The organism is Marinoscillum pacificum, from assembly GCF_024714495.1.
GTDB lineage: Bacteria > Bacteroidota > Bacteroidia > Cytophagales > Cyclobacteriaceae > Marinoscillum > Marinoscillum pacificum.
On the sequence record NZ_JAMZMJ010000010.1, the window covers coordinates 196,484 to 212,632 of the forward strand.

Consider the following 16,149-nt stretch of genomic DNA (forward strand, 5'->3'; position numbering starts at 1 on the left):
CTCAGATAAGAGCCTCAACATTCCACAGATGCCCCTATAAAGAACCAATCCCTCATAGTGCATTAAGAAATGCTCAAAATGATAGAAGAAAATTTAAGAAAATAGGATGTCTGGCTGGTAAAATCACTCCCGTATTTAGAGAATGGTATTTTTTAAAGAAATCGACTCGCTACAATTATAGGTGCTGAACTAAAAGTTTGGACGATATTATACCTCCATTTGGAGAAAGCATCCGAATAATATACAATCCATCAGAAAAACCAGACACATCAACCTTCAACTCACGAATATCCGGAGAAATGACTTCTCTATAAACCACCTGATGATTGATGTTAGAAATGATAATCTGGTGAATGTTATCTACTTCTGAAATTGAGAAACTAATATCTGCCGGGTTAGGGTACACCTCAACATGATCCTTCGGAATGGCAACATTCAAAGGTTCTTTTGGATATTGAATATCCATCCAATTAAGATTGAATCCTTCAACTAACACTACCAATCTTATTGTATGCGTACCTTCGGACAATTCTAAATCCCAGCCCACATTCTCCCAATCTTGCCAATCACCCGTTGAAGGCAGAAAAACATTCAAAACTCCAACATCATCTAACTCTAGACCAAGCTTTCCTTGTCGAATAGCAGCATATCGCAGATTGAAGTTGAACACACCAGCTTCAGCAACTTCAATATTATACTCCAAAAAATCCCCCGACTCCAAATAGCCTACATTGATTTCGTTTTCACCTTCAGAGCAAAGCTCCAACTGGACACCATCCATCTGCTGATAGGCCTCCGCTTCTATTTTAGCAGGAATTGAGACATAAGCTTCTTTATCATGAATAGGCATGTTCATGTAAAATTCACCTAGCTCCGTGAGCTGACCGCTAGCGCCCAAGAGTGAAATAAAAGGCCCATCTCCTCGCCCAGTAAACCAGGCATACTTTTCTACATTGGGATGATTTTCCATTTGATCCACAGCGTTGATCAAAAAACTCTTTTGCTGATCCAAACTAATGTTATCCTGATCCCAGCAGGCAATCTCTGTGACCCAAATCGGAAGATTGTATTTGGCAAATTGATCTAAATACCAATCCAGGCCACCACACCCATACCAATGCACAGCGATATAATCAACTTGACAGTTTTGACAGGCTTCAAAAAAATCATCCAAATACTCAATTGGATCTGAATAGGTAATCCCATTTTCTGAAACGCAGTTTCCGCAGTAATTAACCGCCGGACCAACAATTTTTAAGTCAAACTCCTTAGCAATTTGCTCCAATTTAGGCCATGCGCTGGCTGCCTCTGAGGGAGTCATATTGGCTTGATCTGTAAAGTTGGGCTCATTGAATCCTAACAAATATTCTATCTGAGGGTTGGAGGATAAAAATGAACGCATTCCAACTTCATCAAAATCTCCATTCCAAGCCATTGGCACAAAAGCAACATCAAAATCTTTGAAATTCTCCCTTAATCCCTCATCTGGAAGGTGATACCAATTATACCACCAACTGATATTGGACTCTAACCCCTGCATATCTGCCTGAGAATGATGTCCATAGGCCATTCCCCGTTTCTCACTCTTCTGTGAAAAAACAGCGAGAGAAATATTAAATGCAACGATATAGAGATATAAGCGCACTATTCAATAATGATTTTACCTTTAAAGTGATCATTATTTGCCCAGGCATTGACTATGTATAGCCCCTTTTTCAATTGATCTACTGATACAGATTCTCCATTTTCGATCTGCTCTTCTTTCACAACTTTACCTTCCATCGATACTACTTGCACTTTCACCAATCCCTTAACCTCAGGCAAATGAATCTCAAATGAATCTTTTACTGGATTAGGGTACAAATTCAATTGTTTGACTGGTTCAGACAATGGACCTCCGAGAGATGATAATTGAAACCAGTTCACATTAAACTCCGGATCTAGAATTTTCATGCGTAATACACCTCGTGATTGTTCCAAATCAATAGTACTGGAAACAGTCTGCCATGTCTGCCATCCTCCAGTAATAGGCACCACAACATCCGCTTTGTTTAGAACAGCCCCATCTTCAGCTAATTGCTGAAACTGCAGCTTACCAGCATTGCTTTCACATGCCACCCTTACCTCTAATTTATAAGTACCAGATTCAGCAATTGCTACTTGATAATCTAAATAGTCACCAGTACTTGTATAGCCGATGTTTTGTCCACCACCTACATCCGAAGTAGTTTCAAGCTCCAGCCCTTGATTAAAAATGAAATTTTCCGCTTCAATTTTACCAGGAATAGCTGCATGGTAAGGAAGATTATTCGTGACTTTAAGCTCAGAAAATGCCTGCAAAGAACTTCCATCTGTCGCCAACAGGCCTCCTCCAGGGTATGAAAGCGTTATTTTATCTGTATCAATCAGCACAGCCTCAGATTCCAATCGCAATTGATAAGAACTTTCCACAGCTATAGTAGAAATAATTGAAGCTGAGCCATTCACGCTCATAGATAGTCCATCAAAATCTACGTCTAAACCTTCACTTTGATCTATTTCTTTGTTTAAATCCAGGATAATTAACCCATCTTCCCTTGTTTTGGCTGACAGGGCTGTGAAAGAAATATCACTTAGTTGACCGGTCAAAAAAAAACCGAAGTAGCTAAGATTTGGCCCTCCCTGATCAATTACAAATTTGATTTTATTAGTCCCTTTTCGCAACGCCACATCAGCTAGAACTTTATCAGTCCAGATCTGGAATCCTCCGCTAGAAGTAAGCTCAATCGGTCCAGTCACATCTATGCCATCTATCTCTAAATGCACAACTCCGCCAGTTTGACCTGCATAACGTATTGTTAAATCATATGCTCCTGTCGAATCAACAATAACCGTATATTGCATCCACTCTCCATCTTCAGTCCAACCCACATTGTAGTCATTAGCATACTCGCTTTCATCTTGTGTTTCTTCAATATCTACTCCATCATTTCTGTATGCATATCCAAGATTCCACGCCTGACCACCAGCATTACCTGTTATATTGGTTACCTCATTATCAGCGTAAGCAAACTCGCTTTTGCCTAGATCAAAGTCTGAGAAATTAATCGCTGAAAACTCGCCTTCTCCAATCTTATGATGTTTGAATGGTTTTGTGTCGTCTGTATGTGGTTGACGAATTTTAGCATCCACTACATCAGGATGATATATATTATTCTCCAACTTAAGATCTTCTGCCAACTGCATCAATCCTTCAAAAGCATCTGCCTCAGATGGCTTGGAGCCGCTGCCATTCCAGTAATCAAGAACATCCTGATAACCATCATTCATCTTGATTTGAAGGGGGTTGTTACCACCGAGCTTTTTCAGTGGCCACCAGGACCATCCCATTTTATTAGACTCAAACAAGCTAATTGCATTGGTAAACCAGGTATTTGAGTTCTCACCAGTTTCACCCAACCAAATCGGCACGTTTCTATTGGTACGCATATCCAGCATTCCCTGAATTGCTCCCTGAGTATTAGGATTCCAATATTTATGATAGCTGATAACTAAATTATCATCCCATAGAGCCGGCAAACCGGAGTAGTTATTTCCCCAACAGTTTCCTTCGATCACCACAATATGCTTAGTATCAACCTCTCGTATGGCTTGAGTTACTCGCTTTTGTAAATTCCACAATTGTGTGTTCTGCGACTCTGCACATCCATTTGGGTCATTGTTGTGATCTTGAAAACCCCAGTTAGGCTCATTGATGATGTCATAAGCACCAATCCACGGCTCATCTTTATATCTTTCAGCCAGCTTTACCCATAAAGCCACCATTTTATCCTTATTGGCATCACTTTCCCAAAGAGATGGCTTTGTCGAATCATAATCACTAATGTCCGCATTTTCACCCTGCCCACCAGGAGCTGCATGTAAATCCAGGATCAAATACATCTCATTGGCTTCACACCACTCCAGGAGCTCATCTACCATTTCGAATCCCTTATCGTTCCAGGTGATCTCACCTGCCACAGGCTCCTCTTCGATTGGAGGCGTAAAAAGTTTATAATGCATAGGAAGACGGATCATATTGTATCCCCAACTTGCCATAGAATCCACATCTATTTTGCGTGTGTGGTTAGCCAGCCATGCCTCATAAAACTGTTCCGTTTTTTCAGCACCAATCAATGCCTCAATTTTAGCTTCAATCTCATGCTGTGGACCTGAAGTCCGAAGCATATAGCCTTCCTGCAACATCCATCCTCCAAGACCAACACCTCGCCATATCACTTCTTCACCAGACTCGTTTACAATTCTGGTCCCATCAGTATGAAGGAGCTGCGCATTTAAAGTACCAACACTTAATATAATAACCATGAAAAACCACAAGGTCGTGTGGCTGAATATATTTTGAAAGTTTGACGTTTTTGCCATTAATTTTGGAGTTATTTTTAGTGGATTTTCAATATCCAATCGTTTTCAATCAATAAATCTGCATTATCAAAAGTAATGTGATTGGCAACAGTTATATAAGTTCGGGTTACATCTTAAATACATCAACATTTATTTGAAGTACTTCATCACTACTTCAGATGTTCATATATCTTTGATATCCAGAATATTAATCAGCTTGAATAGAAAGGCAAATCAGCGTATGAAAGGGTACTTGGGAGCGATTTTTTGGCTCATTTTCGGTGCATTAAACACTGTAAATAGTCAGAATATTGAAGAAGCATTGTATGAGAATACCGAAATCAGAGGAACTCCCAGGCTTATTCATTATAGCAGAGAAGACTTTTCAGGTGACCCTCAGATATGGGCCATGTGTCAGGACACAAACGGCATTCTTTATTTTGGCAACAATGACGGCACGCTTATTTTCGATGGAGCACGCTGGACCAAACTCACCTTACCAAATAACTCCTCCATTCGAAGCTTACTTTATAGCTCAGATGGAAAAGTTTATGCTGGTGGATTCAATGATTTCGGAATAATCGAAAAAGACGATTTCGGGCAATACACATACAACTCTTACCTGGAAAAACTCCGAACGGAAGAACGCAACCTGGAGAATATCTGGGACATTCATGAAGTTCAAAACCATATCATTTTTAGAAGTTTTGCGAGGCTAGTTGCCATCTCCGGCAATAAGGTGTTCACCATTCCGGCTGAAGGGTTCTATTACTCCACAGTCATCAATGATCAACTTTATTTAGCAGATGGAGAAGGAATAAAACTATTGAACCTGGAAAGTTTCAGCTTCGAAACCATCATCCTATACTCGCAAATTTCCAATATATCTATCGCTGAGATCATACCTGGACCCGATGATTCCTCCATTAACATATTGACCAAACAAGGATCATCATTTCTTTTCGATAAGCATACCAAATCCGTTTCTCATTACAAGGATTATTTAGATCCTAACTCAAGTAATCAGCTAATCTCTGCCATCAAATCTTCTGGAGGCAATACCTACATTGGAACACTAAGCTCTCAAATCATCGTCCTTGATGAATCAGGAGAAATCATTAGCTCGCAAGATGATTTTCTAGAGCTTCAAGACAACACGGTTCTTAATTTGTTTGAGAGCGCAGAAGGCAACATTTGGGCATTGCTAAACAATGGGATTGACTGCATAAACATCACCTCTCCAGTCAGTATTTTGTTCGAAAACGCCTCGGTGTTTGATGTCATCATCCGAGACGAGAAGTTCTATGCGGCGACCAATCAAGGCGTATTTGTTTCGGATAAAATCGTCCAAAACCCTTATTTCGCAAACCTCAATTTCAAAAAAATACCCGGATTGGAAGGGCAGACATGGACCATTCAGATACTGCATGATAAGATCATCTGCAGTCATGATGCTGGTCTATTCATACTGGAAGAAACTGGAATCAAGCGAATCGAAGGAGCGAGAGGAGTTTGGAAGGTAATTCCAATCAGAGGTAGACCTGATCATTACTTTGTTTGTACTTATACAGGCATCCACATGATGCAATATTCTCCAGAGAATGGATTTCAAATATTGTACCGGCTTGATGGATTCAATGAATCAAGCAGAGACATCATCCAAGGTGAGGAAGAAGGCTCCTTCTGGGTTTGTCACGGCTATAAAGGCGTTTTTAAGGTCCAACTTGACAAGAATTATCAAAATGTAATCGCTGTAGAAAGTTTTGAAGATCGAGGACTGCCATCACCATTCAACATCAACGTGTTTGAATACCAGAACCAAATAGTATTCACGACCAATTCTGGGATTTACACCTATGATAATAAGCAAAACACCTTTGTCCCACATTCTAAACTCAATAACATCTTTGGCACTGATAAGAATGTTAGAAAACTTCTCACTTATCAGAATCAGACATGGTTTATACACGATGATGAAGCTGGATATTTTGACAATAACAACACTGAGTTAAATAAAGGCCTCTTTCTAGAGCACAAAGGAACCTTCAATAGAGGAATGGAGTGCATCCTACCCATCAATAAAGAGAATGTGTTGATCGGAACTACAACAGGGTTATATGCATATGATCTTTCTTTAAAACAAATAGCAGATCAAAAAACAATACTCAATAGCATCAGCTATAGAGCTCAGGATAAACGATCGAATGTTGCTTTGAAAGCAGACAACATTCATCTTCCTCATGATGCTACTGAGTTTCGGTTTGAATTTTCCGCACCAAGGCTAAAAGACCAAACAAGAGTAGAATACAGCTATAAACTAAATGGACTTAACAAAAACTGGTCGGAATGGAGTACCAACTCCACTGCGGGATTTTCAAGGCTGTATCCAGGCTCGTATTCATTCCAGGTTAAAGCCAGAAACTTAATTGGTCAACATGCAGAAATCGCCTCCTATAGCTTTTCTATTTTACCAGTATGGTATCGAACAAAATGGGCTTATGGACTACTAACTGTTTTGATCATTGGTGGGATCGTATTAGCTCATCAACTAATCAATAATAAAATAGCCTCTGAAACAGAGAAAACCCGAAAAGAAGAGAAGAAAAAGCAGACTGTTCTGGAACTAGAGCTCCAGCAAATGAAGCTAGAGCGAGAAAAAGAACGAATTGAGCAAGACAAAAAAATTCTGGAAGAAGATGTAATCTTTAAAAGTAAAGAGCTGGCCAATTATACCATGCTGCTAGTAAGAAAGCGTGAATTACTTACTGACCTTCGTGAAGATTTGAAAGATCTAAAAGAAGTTGCTAAGAATGAAAAATCCAGAAATCTTCTTCGAAATCTGGTTAGAAAAATTGGTATTCACCTAAATGACGAGGAACATATTCATGTATTTGAGGCCAACTTTGAGCGAGTTCACCATGAGTTTTTCCAGGAGTTAAAAACGCATTTCCCAGACCTGACCTCTAAGGAACTAAGACTTTGTGCATTGGTCAAAATGAATCTTTCCAATAAGGAAATTGCTCCGATTCTAAACATTTCTTTAAGAGGTGTAGAAACTGCCAGATATCGTTTGAGAAAACGATTAGACCTGGAACATGAAGAAAACATGGTGGAGTTTTTGGAAAAGCTAGCTCCTTAACCACATATTGCAGTCAACTATGAACCCTAGAGCACTCAAATCATTAAGCTATTTTCTTGTTACAGTAGTAATGGGCATTAGTGCCGTATATTTTTACACTACCTGGAAACAAGGTGCGCCTAGATGGTATTTCATGATCATGGCATTATCAATAGCCTTGTTACTTTCCTATAACCTCCTTACCAAAAGAAGGAAGTGATTACTTTGGGAAAGTCATGGTGAAAGTCACATGACCATCCGCATTACTAGCCGAAATAGTGCCTCGATGTTCTTTCACTGCACTGAAAGCAAAATACAATCCTAAACCAGGGGATTCACTATCATCTTTTGTCGTAAAGAACGGATCAAACACTTTGAGCAGATCAGCTTCAGGAATAGCTGGACCACTATTTTCTATGGTCACAACCAACGATTTTTCCAGCTCCTTCAAAGCTATTCTTACAAACGCCTCATCAGGTGAAGATTGTCTTGCATAATAGAACGCATTCTCCAAGACCGATTTAATCGCATGATGAATACGGTTTGGGAAACAAGTAAATCGAACGGACTCTACTTCCTGAATGAATTTTACATCACCCTTGCTAGATTCTTCCCTCAATGCGATTTTCACATTGTCGATTATCTCCACAAAGTCCACCTCTACGGGAGTTTTATCTGTATATGTAGCAATAATCAAAGCCTGAATAATTCGATTGATCTTGGCGATACTAAAACTTGACTCCTTTAGCATGATCTGAATGTCATCCAATAGATCCTGATGCTTGTTATCATCAAATTCCATCTCTCCAAGATTTCTTTCAATCACCTGAAGGCCACCATTAAGAATATTGATAGGGTTATTTAGCTCATGAGCTACTCCTGAGACAAACGAACCAATTGATGCCATTTTCTCAGATTGAATCAACTGTGATTGCGTTCCCTTGAGCTCTTTGATCGTATGCTGTAAGAGGTCATTCTTTTCTTGCAAAGCATCACTTTGAGTAGAGATTCGCTCATTCAATACTTTCAACTCATTATTTCGCTTGTTTCTTAAAACCAGCATACGGTAGGCCAAAAGCAATCCGAGAAAGAGAATGACAACACTAAGAACAAGAATGATTAAATAAAACTTACTCTCATGTTGACGTAGCTCGTAAAGCTGATTTTCCTTCTCGAGCAATTCTATCTTCCCCTCTTTCTCCTGCAGTTCATATAGCTTTTGAAAATTCGCAAGCTGAGTTGAAAGATCATTTTTATAAAACGCCTTTAACTCTAAGATGTACTTACGTTGATTTTCTATAGCGTCCTTAAAATTCATCGAGAGCGTATCCGCAATAACATTCGTTTCTAGAAAGTCAAGCGGCCTTGGAACATCGTCTTCAGTGATATGTAGGGAGTCTCGCTTTATTAGATAGACTCTGCTCATTCTTTGATTTCCGAGCTTTTTATACAGTGCACTTATAAAATTATAAGTAAAATATTGGGACGTTTTAGTTCCAGTTGAAATGCCTTTCTCTTCAAGTTCCAACATTCCTTGTAAAGCATTCTCATATTTTCCTTGATCTATTTGTAACCCTGCCAGCATAAGCAATGATGCCACAGGCACATCATCTGTTATCTCATACTGCCTAATGGCTTGTCTAAAGTATTTCTCTGCAGAATCTGGCAAAAACAGATTGAAATAAACATAACCGATCTGGTGGCTATTGACTTTCAACACTTCCAAATCCGTAGAATAATCAGGAATAAGCAAGGCATATCTCAACGCATCATGATATTGCTGAACGGTAGAATAAGCGGTAGACAATTTGGCTAATGCCTGACTAATACCCACCGAATCCTGATCGATTTTATATAAATCCAAAGCCGATTTGTATTGCTCTAAGGCTCTATCACTAAACTTTAAATCAAGGTATTCATCACCGAGTGTTAAATGCGCTTTTGCCTTAATGGTAGAATCCCTAGAAGACTCAATAATCTTCTCATAGGCGGCAATTTTCACATCCAACAGACTATCGGGTAAATCAGCAATGGAATCTAACTGATAGGAGCCAACTAATGCATATAGTACCGTTACAAGGTTGAGCATAGGATGATAGGTGAGCAATTTAGCTAAACGGAATATAGCTCAAATAGAGTTTAAAAACCACACCAATTCCACAGAGGGTAAGAAGTTTATTCAGTTGAGAAGAGGGTTCTGGTAGCTATACTACGTCCGAGTGTCACCTCATCTGCAAACTCCAATTCTCCTCCAACAGGGATTCCTCTGGCGATAGTAGACACCTTTACTCCTGTTGGTTTCAGCATTTTTGTGATATAAAAAGAAGTAGTATCTCCTTCCATTGTAGAACTAAGGGCAAGAATGATTTCCTTAATTTCTCCTTCAGATTCTTTTACTCGCTCTATTAGCGAATCAATTTTGATGTTTTCAGGCCCTATCCCATCCATAGGAGATATACGTCCTCCCAAAACATGGAACAATCCATTGTATTGACCTGTATTTCGAATAGCAAGTACATCCGGAGTATCTTCCACCACACAAACCGTAGTGACATCTCTGGAAGGAGTTTTGCAAGTGCACTCCTCAGTGTCAGCTATGATATGACACATGCCACAGTACTTGATCTTAGTGCGTAGGTCTTTTAAAGACTCAGCCAAAGAAAAAGTCTGGGTATCTGGTTGCTTCAATAAATGCAATGCCAGACGCAATGCACTTTTACGTCCGATACCGGGCAGCTTGGATATCTCCTCCACTGCCTGTTCAACCAACTTAGATGGATAATCCATACTTATTCGATAGTCGCAGAAATCCCTGCATCAGTAATACCTTCTTTCATCGGCTTTAGTTCATTGAACGAACCATTTTTTACCGAGCACTTTCCTTTGTAGTGAATCAGATAAGTACACTGTTCTGCTTGCTGTACGTCGTGTTTGCACACCTTGATGAGCGTATTGATCACATGATCAAACGTATTGAAGTTGTCATTGTGAACAACCAGATTCTTCAAATCATCTTGTCCATAATCTTCCTCAACTTCAACTAACTCTTCTACTTCAGGTGCAAATTCCATTTCTAGCATCATACTGCAAAATTAGTGTATGTGATTTATTTGCCACAATTTTGAGCGTTTTTGTATACGCTAACTATTAGATAATCAAATGAGTCCGGTAATTGTTGGGAGTATTGTTTTTGGTTACTTCTTGGTTTTGATCACGATATCATGGCTTACTTCACGTAATTCTTCAGATGGAGATTTTTACAACGCCAATCGTCAATCCCCCTGGTATCTGGTAGCATTCGGCATGATTGGCGCCTCCTTATCGGGTGTCACCTTCATTTCTGTACCCGGAGAAGTGGGCAATAGCAACTTTTATTACTTCCAGGTAGTTCTCGGATATCTAGTTGGCTATTGGGTGATCGCCAAACTACTTCTCCCACTCTATTACAAACTCAATCTGGTTTCTATTTACACTTACCTGGAGCAGCGATTTGGCTTCTGGTCCTATAAATCTGGTGCGTTCTTCTTTTTATTGAGCAGAATCATCGGATCATCCTTCAGACTCTTCCTGGTAGCTGGGGTTCTACAGATCTCGTTCTTTGATGCATTTGATCTTCCTTTCTGGGTATCGGTTCTGGTAACAATTGTACTGATTTGGGTATATACTTTCAGAGGTGGCATCAAGACGATTGTTTGGACAGACACCTTGCAAACAGCATTTATGCTGGCAGCGGTAATGATCAGTATTTTCTTTATCAAAGATGAACTCAACTGGACCTGGAGTGAATTAACCACCAACATGACATCCGATCCACGCTTCACCATGTTCAACTGGGACTGGCAAAGTGGCAAAAACTTCTTCAAGCAATTCATTTCGGGTGCATTCATAGCCATCGTGATGACCGGACTGGACCAAGACATGATGCAAAAGAATTTGACGTGTCGGACTCTTTCTGATGCTCAGAAAAACGTATTTTGGTTTTGTATCATCCTGGTAATTGCCAATTTCTTATTTCTGAGCTTGGGATTACTACAGTTTCAGTTTGCCGAACACATCGGAATGACGATTCCTGAGAGAACAGATTATTTGTTCCCTGAGCTAGCGATTAATCATTTCCCAACGATCGGAGCAGTTATTTTCTTATTAGGTATTACAGCTGCTGCTTATTCCAGCGCAGATTCTGCACTGACGGCAATGACCACTTCATTTTGCGTGGATTTTCTAGGCTTCACTCCTGCTAATTATCATGAAAAGAAAACCATCAGAAAAATCGTTCACCTGGCCTTTTCATTAGTTCTCTTCATTGTCATTTTGGTTTTTCAAGCCATCAATGATCAGAGCGTCATCACAGCAGTATTTGTAGCTGCTGGATATACTTATGGACCACTATTAGGAATGTTTGCCCTGGGCATGTTCACTAAAATTAATGTGAAAGACCATCTGGTGCCAGTAGTAACAATCCTATCACCGATTCTTTCTTACATTATTAATATCAATTCCGCAGCATGGTTTGGCGGCTACAAATTTGGGTTTGAGATTTTGATTCTAAACGGACTGTTAACGTTTATTGGGCTCATTCTAATTAAAAAATCATAATCCCAGCTCAATCATTGGATCCCAAAAAACCTCACTGAATTTCTGAATCTGATCATTTTCAATTGTTATTCCTTCCGCTTCCAATCGTTCTTGCATGACATTCGGACCGCCATTAAAATGAATCTTTCCTGAAAGCACACCAATTCGATTGACCACCCGATGTGCAGGTATCGTTGGATCTGAATGAGCGGCATTCATGGCCCAGCCCACCATTCTTGCGCTACGCTTCAATCCTAAATAATTCGCAATAGCTCCATAGGAAGTTGCCCTGCCCTCTGGGATCAATTTGACAACCTCATAAACATCCTGAAAAAAGCTAGATTTAGAATCTGTCATAACTTAGCGTTCAATATTGAGTTGTAAATATAAAAGAGCAAGCCATGGCTAAAAACATATTCATCACCGGAGCAACAGGAAACTTAGGAACAGCAGTTGTAGATTTTCTTTTTCAAGAAGGATATCAACTCATTGGAACCACACGATCATCCACAGCTACAGAGGAAAAAATCGATCTGTATGAATGTGATCTTACTGACGAAGAATCCGTGGCAGAATGCTTTAGCAAGATTAAATCGAATTACGATCAGTTAGATGGAGCGGTATTGTTAGCAGGTGGATTTGGAATGGGATCTATCCTAAATTCCAGCAAAGAAGATGTATTGAAGCAATACACGCTCAACTTCATGACCGCCTATCTCACTAGCAGAGAATGCGTAAAATGGATGAATGAAACTGGTGGTGGTAAAATCATTTTCACTGGTTCAAAACCAGCAGCAGAAGGTGACGGATCAGGCGTTTTGCCTTACGCACTAGCGAAATCATCGGTGATCGATCTTGCAGAATTAATTAACTCTGATGGTGATCTGAACAACATTCAAGCTTCGGTAATTGTGCCAAGCATCATTGACACTCCTCCAAATCGGGAAGCAATGCCAGACAGCAACTTCAGTGACTGGGTGACTCCAGAAGCAATAGCTCAGAACATTGGTCACTTACTTTCAGATAGTGCTTCTAGCTTGAGAAACACCATCCTAAAACTTTATAATAACGCCTAATCCAGGAGCTCTACTTCGGCATCCTCAAACACATAGAATAAATGCAGTGGATCCTGATCATTTAACTTCAGGGTTCCTGTTACCCGAACTCGAACGTCCTTGTAAGTCACTGGTTCTTTGGTGTAAACTTCAGCAACAGTCTCTGGACCTGCATTTCCACAGAAAAAACAGTTGTTGTAAGGAAACCTTGATAGCACGAAATAATCCTGTTCTACACTTTGTTGCAGGGGAATGGTATAGCCCTCAATAGAAACAACCTTTCCTTCAAACGACTTTAGTTCATCAGAGAAAACAGGCACATCAAACGACTCTCCGAGCATGTCATCATAGCTCGATTTGATTTCTATGTTTTGCAGTGTATCCCAACCGTTAAACGTTCCAAACCACCAACCAACAAAAACTAAAAGCACTTTTAACATAAAAATTCAATTTTGACAACCAAAACTATGCAATAACCCGTTAGTAGGAGAGTTTACTGAGTTATAAAGTTTTCGCTAGATTTAAGCCACTATGAGTTCTATCATCGACACCAAAAACCTAAAAAAGCAATACGTAATGGGCAGTGAAACGATTCACGCCCTCAAAGATATTTCTATTCAGATCAATCAAGGAGAGTATGTAGCCTTCATGGGACCATCAGGTTCTGGTAAGTCTACGCTCATGAACATCATTGGTTGTTTGGATACTCCTACTTCAGGAACGTACGTATTGAACAACAATGACGTAAGCGACCTTACGGAGAACGAGCTTGCAGAAATTCGAAATAAGGAAATCGGATTCGTATTCCAAACATTCAACTTGTTGCCAAGAGCATCATCAATAGAAAACGTGTCTCTACCTCTTGTTTATGCAGGTTATGGTAAGGACGACAGAGATGAAATGGCACTCAAAGCACTTGATGGTGTAGGTCTTGCAGAAAGAGCTTATCATAAGCCAAATGAGCTTTCTGGTGGTCAAAGACAAAGGGTAGCTATTGCAAGAGCACTGGTAAATAACCCAAGTATCATCCTAGCCGATGAGCCTACTGGAAACCTGGATTCCAAAACTTCCTACCAGATCATGGACCTTTTTGCGGAATTGCACAGAAAAGGTAACACGATCATCATGGTAACTCATGAAGAGGATATTGCAGAATACTCTCACCGTATCATCAGGCTACGTGATGGCCTTATCGAGTCTGATGTTGTCAACGAAAATGTAAGGACTGCCACCCCCGTTTTATGAGTCTAAAACTATACACCAAAACTGGTGACAAAGGACAAACCTCCCTTTTAGGAGGTAAAAAAGTATCAAAATCAGATTTAAGAATTGAGGCTTATGGCAATGTGGATGAGCTCAATTCTTTCATTGGGCTATTAAAAGATCACCCAGAAGTACCTGCCAGAATCGGCAGCCAGTTTTATTGGCTGCAGGAAAATCTGTTTTCTATAGGTTCCATTTTAGCTACCGAGTCAGGTTTCAAAGGCTTCAAACTTCCAGAAATCACTGATATAGAAGTGAAACAAATAGAGGTTTGGATAGATAAATATTCTGGAGAACTACCAGAATTAAAAACATTTATACTTCCGGGAGGACACCAAGTTGTATCTTTGTGTCATGTGTGCAGGACTGTTTGCCGCAGGACCGAACGCAGTATCATCGCACTTTCAAATGCTGAGGAGATAGACGCTCATATCATTCAATTTATGAACAGACTCTCTGACTACTTTTTCGTGATGGCGCGCAAGTTTGCAGACATGTTTGAGGTTCCGGAAACTCCGTGGAGTCCGGGCCAGGATTGAAACACTAAGACTTTAGAAAAGGTATGACAGAGACAATGGACATCAGCATCACTAAATCAGCTGAATCTAAGATCAGTCAAGTTGATTTTAACAACCTACAGTTTGGTAAGGTTTATTCCGACCACATGTTCATCGCAGACTATGCTGATGGCGAATGGAAAGACCTTAGAATTGTCCCTTATGGTAACATTAGCATTTCTCCGGCCAACACTACCCTTCACTATGCATCGACCATTTTTGAAGGACTGAAAGCTAACAGATCTGAAAATGGAGACATTCTCGTCTTTAGACCAGAAGCTAATGCGAAAAGAATGCAGGAAAGTGCTGTCAGAATGTGCATGCCTCCTGTTCCTGAAGAACTTTTCATGAGTGCTTTGAATGAACTATTAAAAATTGATAGCCAGTGGGTTCCATCTAACCCTGGCACTGCACTTTATATTAGACCATTCCAGTTGGCAATGGATCCATATGTAGGCATTCGTCCATCTGATACCTATCAGTTCTTAATCATCACATGTCCTGTAGGAGCATACTATGCAGAGCCTGTAAAAGTGAAGATTGAAACTCACTATACGAGAGCTGCTAAAGGAGGTACTGGTTTTGCAAAAACAGGTGGAAACTATGCTGCTGCTTTGAAACCTGCCGTAGACGCCCAGAAAGAAGGCTTTAATCAGCTGATCTGGACAGATGCAAAGACACACGAGTATGTAGAAGAAAGTGGAACGATGAACCTAATGTTCATTAAAAATGACACGCTTATTACTGCTCCTACTGGTGACACTATCCTAAGAGGTATTACAAGAGATAGCATCATCCAGATTGCCAAAGACAAAGGCATGAAAGTGGAAGAGCGTCCAATTAAAGTAACAGAAGTAATCGAATCCATTAAAGATGGCAGCATGCAGGAAGCTTTTGGTGCTGGAACTGCCGCTACTGTAGCTCAAATCAAAATGATCCACCACGATGGTATAGATTACAACCTTCCTCCAGTAGAGGGATGGAAATACTCTACGGACTTCTTAGATACATTAAATAAAATTAAAACTGGAGAAACTCCAGATCCACATAACTGGATTCACAAAATCTAAACAAAAAAGAGGCCGTCTCAAAAGTATTTGAGTCGGTCTTTTTGTTTTAGAGAGATTCAAGATTGGATTCATCAGGATATTATGAGATTTTTAGATTTGAGCAAATGCTTCTTAGCATCAAGCAGCCTTCT

14 protein-coding genes are annotated in these 16,149 nt (G+C 40.0%); 7 read left to right on the forward strand and 7 right to left on the reverse strand.

The window, feature by feature from the left end; translation table 11 throughout:
• Window positions 1-175: 175 nt before the first annotated feature.
• Window positions 176-1,645, reverse strand: a complete 1,470-nt coding sequence (locus NXS00_RS19950) for a glycosyl hydrolase (RefSeq protein WP_258101034.1) — start codon at window positions 1,643-1,645, stop codon at window positions 176-178.
• Window positions 1,645-4,344, reverse strand: a complete 2,700-nt coding sequence (locus NXS00_RS19955) for a carbohydrate-binding protein (protein ID WP_258101035.1) — start codon at window positions 4,342-4,344, stop codon at window positions 1,645-1,647. The genes NXS00_RS19950 and NXS00_RS19955 overlap by 1 nt, the downstream gene beginning before the upstream one ends.
• Before the next feature lie 277 nt (window positions 4,345-4,621).
• Between NXS00_RS19955 and NXS00_RS19960 the strand changes: the two genes are divergently transcribed.
• Together NXS00_RS19960 and NXS00_RS19965 are read left to right on the forward strand one after the other, a co-directional pair.
• Window positions 4,622-7,519 carry a helix-turn-helix and ligand-binding sensor domain-containing protein gene (locus tag NXS00_RS19960; RefSeq protein WP_258101036.1) on the forward strand — a complete coding sequence of 966 codons (2,898 nt, stop codon included), beginning with the start codon at window positions 4,622-4,624 and terminating at the stop codon, window positions 7,517-7,519.
• A gap of 19 nt (window positions 7,520-7,538) precedes the next feature.
• Window positions 7,539-7,718, forward strand: coding sequence for a hypothetical protein (locus tag NXS00_RS19965; RefSeq protein WP_258101037.1), 180 nt, complete (start codon window positions 7,539-7,541; stop codon window positions 7,716-7,718).
• Here NXS00_RS19965 and NXS00_RS19970 read toward each other — a convergent pair whose 3' ends face one another.
• The 3 genes from NXS00_RS19970 to NXS00_RS19980 all read right to left on the reverse strand — a co-directional run bounded on the left by NXS00_RS19970 (window position 7,719) and on the right by NXS00_RS19980 (window position 10,581).
• Window positions 7,719-9,587, reverse strand: coding sequence for an ATP-binding protein (locus tag NXS00_RS19970; protein ID WP_258101038.1), 1,869 nt, complete (start codon window positions 9,585-9,587; stop codon window positions 7,719-7,721).
• A gap of 86 nt (window positions 9,588-9,673) precedes the next feature.
• Window positions 9,674-10,285, reverse strand: coding sequence for a recombination mediator RecR (gene recR, locus NXS00_RS19975; protein WP_258101039.1), 612 nt, complete (start codon window positions 10,283-10,285; stop codon window positions 9,674-9,676).
• Window positions 10,286-10,287: 2 nt separating this feature from the next.
• Window positions 10,288-10,581, reverse strand: coding sequence for an ATP-dependent Clp protease adaptor ClpS (locus NXS00_RS19980; RefSeq protein ID WP_258101040.1), 294 nt, complete (start codon window positions 10,579-10,581; stop codon window positions 10,288-10,290).
• A gap of 76 nt (window positions 10,582-10,657) precedes the next feature.
• Here NXS00_RS19980 and NXS00_RS19985 point away from each other — a divergent pair, with 76 nt between their 5' ends.
• Window positions 10,658-12,094 carry a sodium:solute symporter gene (locus tag NXS00_RS19985; RefSeq protein ID WP_258101041.1) on the forward strand — a complete coding sequence of 479 codons (1,437 nt, stop codon included), beginning with the start codon at window positions 10,658-10,660 and terminating at the stop codon, window positions 12,092-12,094.
• Here NXS00_RS19985 and NXS00_RS19990 read toward each other — a convergent pair.
• Window positions 12,089-12,430 (reverse strand): MGMT family protein, encoded by a 342-nt coding sequence (locus NXS00_RS19990; RefSeq protein WP_258101042.1) that lies wholly within the window; start codon window positions 12,428-12,430, stop codon window positions 12,089-12,091. The genes NXS00_RS19985 and NXS00_RS19990 overlap by 6 nt on opposite strands.
• A gap of 44 nt (window positions 12,431-12,474) precedes the next feature.
• On the opposite strand from NXS00_RS19990, the gene NXS00_RS19995 reads away from it, so the two are divergent.
• The gene (locus tag NXS00_RS19995) at window positions 12,475-13,149 is read left to right on the forward strand and encodes an SDR family NAD(P)-dependent oxidoreductase (protein WP_258101043.1); all 675 of its coding nucleotides are present in this window, start codon (window positions 12,475-12,477) and stop codon (window positions 13,147-13,149) included.
• On the opposite strand, the gene NXS00_RS20000 is transcribed toward NXS00_RS19995, so the two are convergent.
• A complete protein-coding gene (locus NXS00_RS20000) occupies window positions 13,146-13,568 on the reverse strand; it encodes a hypothetical protein (RefSeq protein WP_258101044.1) in 423 nt (140 codons plus the stop codon). The genes NXS00_RS19995 and NXS00_RS20000 overlap by 4 nt on opposite strands.
• A 91-nt stretch (window positions 13,569-13,659) precedes the next feature.
• Here NXS00_RS20000 and NXS00_RS20005 point away from each other — a divergent pair, with 91 nt between their 5' ends.
• From NXS00_RS20005 to NXS00_RS20015, 3 genes are read left to right on the forward strand one after another with little or no spacing between them, the layout of a single operon-like run.
• Window positions 13,660-14,373, forward strand: coding sequence for an ABC transporter ATP-binding protein (locus tag NXS00_RS20005; protein ID WP_308709531.1), 714 nt, complete (start codon window positions 13,660-13,662; stop codon window positions 14,371-14,373).
• Window positions 14,370-14,930: a cob(I)yrinic acid a,c-diamide adenosyltransferase gene (locus tag NXS00_RS20010; protein ID WP_258101045.1), complete on the forward strand. Its 561-nt coding sequence runs from the start codon at window positions 14,370-14,372 to the stop codon at window positions 14,928-14,930. Before NXS00_RS20005 ends, NXS00_RS20010 begins: the two co-directional genes overlap by 4 nt.
• 23 nt (window positions 14,931-14,953) lie before the next feature.
• The gene (locus tag NXS00_RS20015; protein WP_258101046.1) at window positions 14,954-16,018 is read left to right on the forward strand and encodes a branched-chain amino acid aminotransferase; all 1,065 of its coding nucleotides are present in this window, start codon (window positions 14,954-14,956) and stop codon (window positions 16,016-16,018) included.
• The last annotated feature ends 131 nt before the right edge of the window (window positions 16,019-16,149 follow it).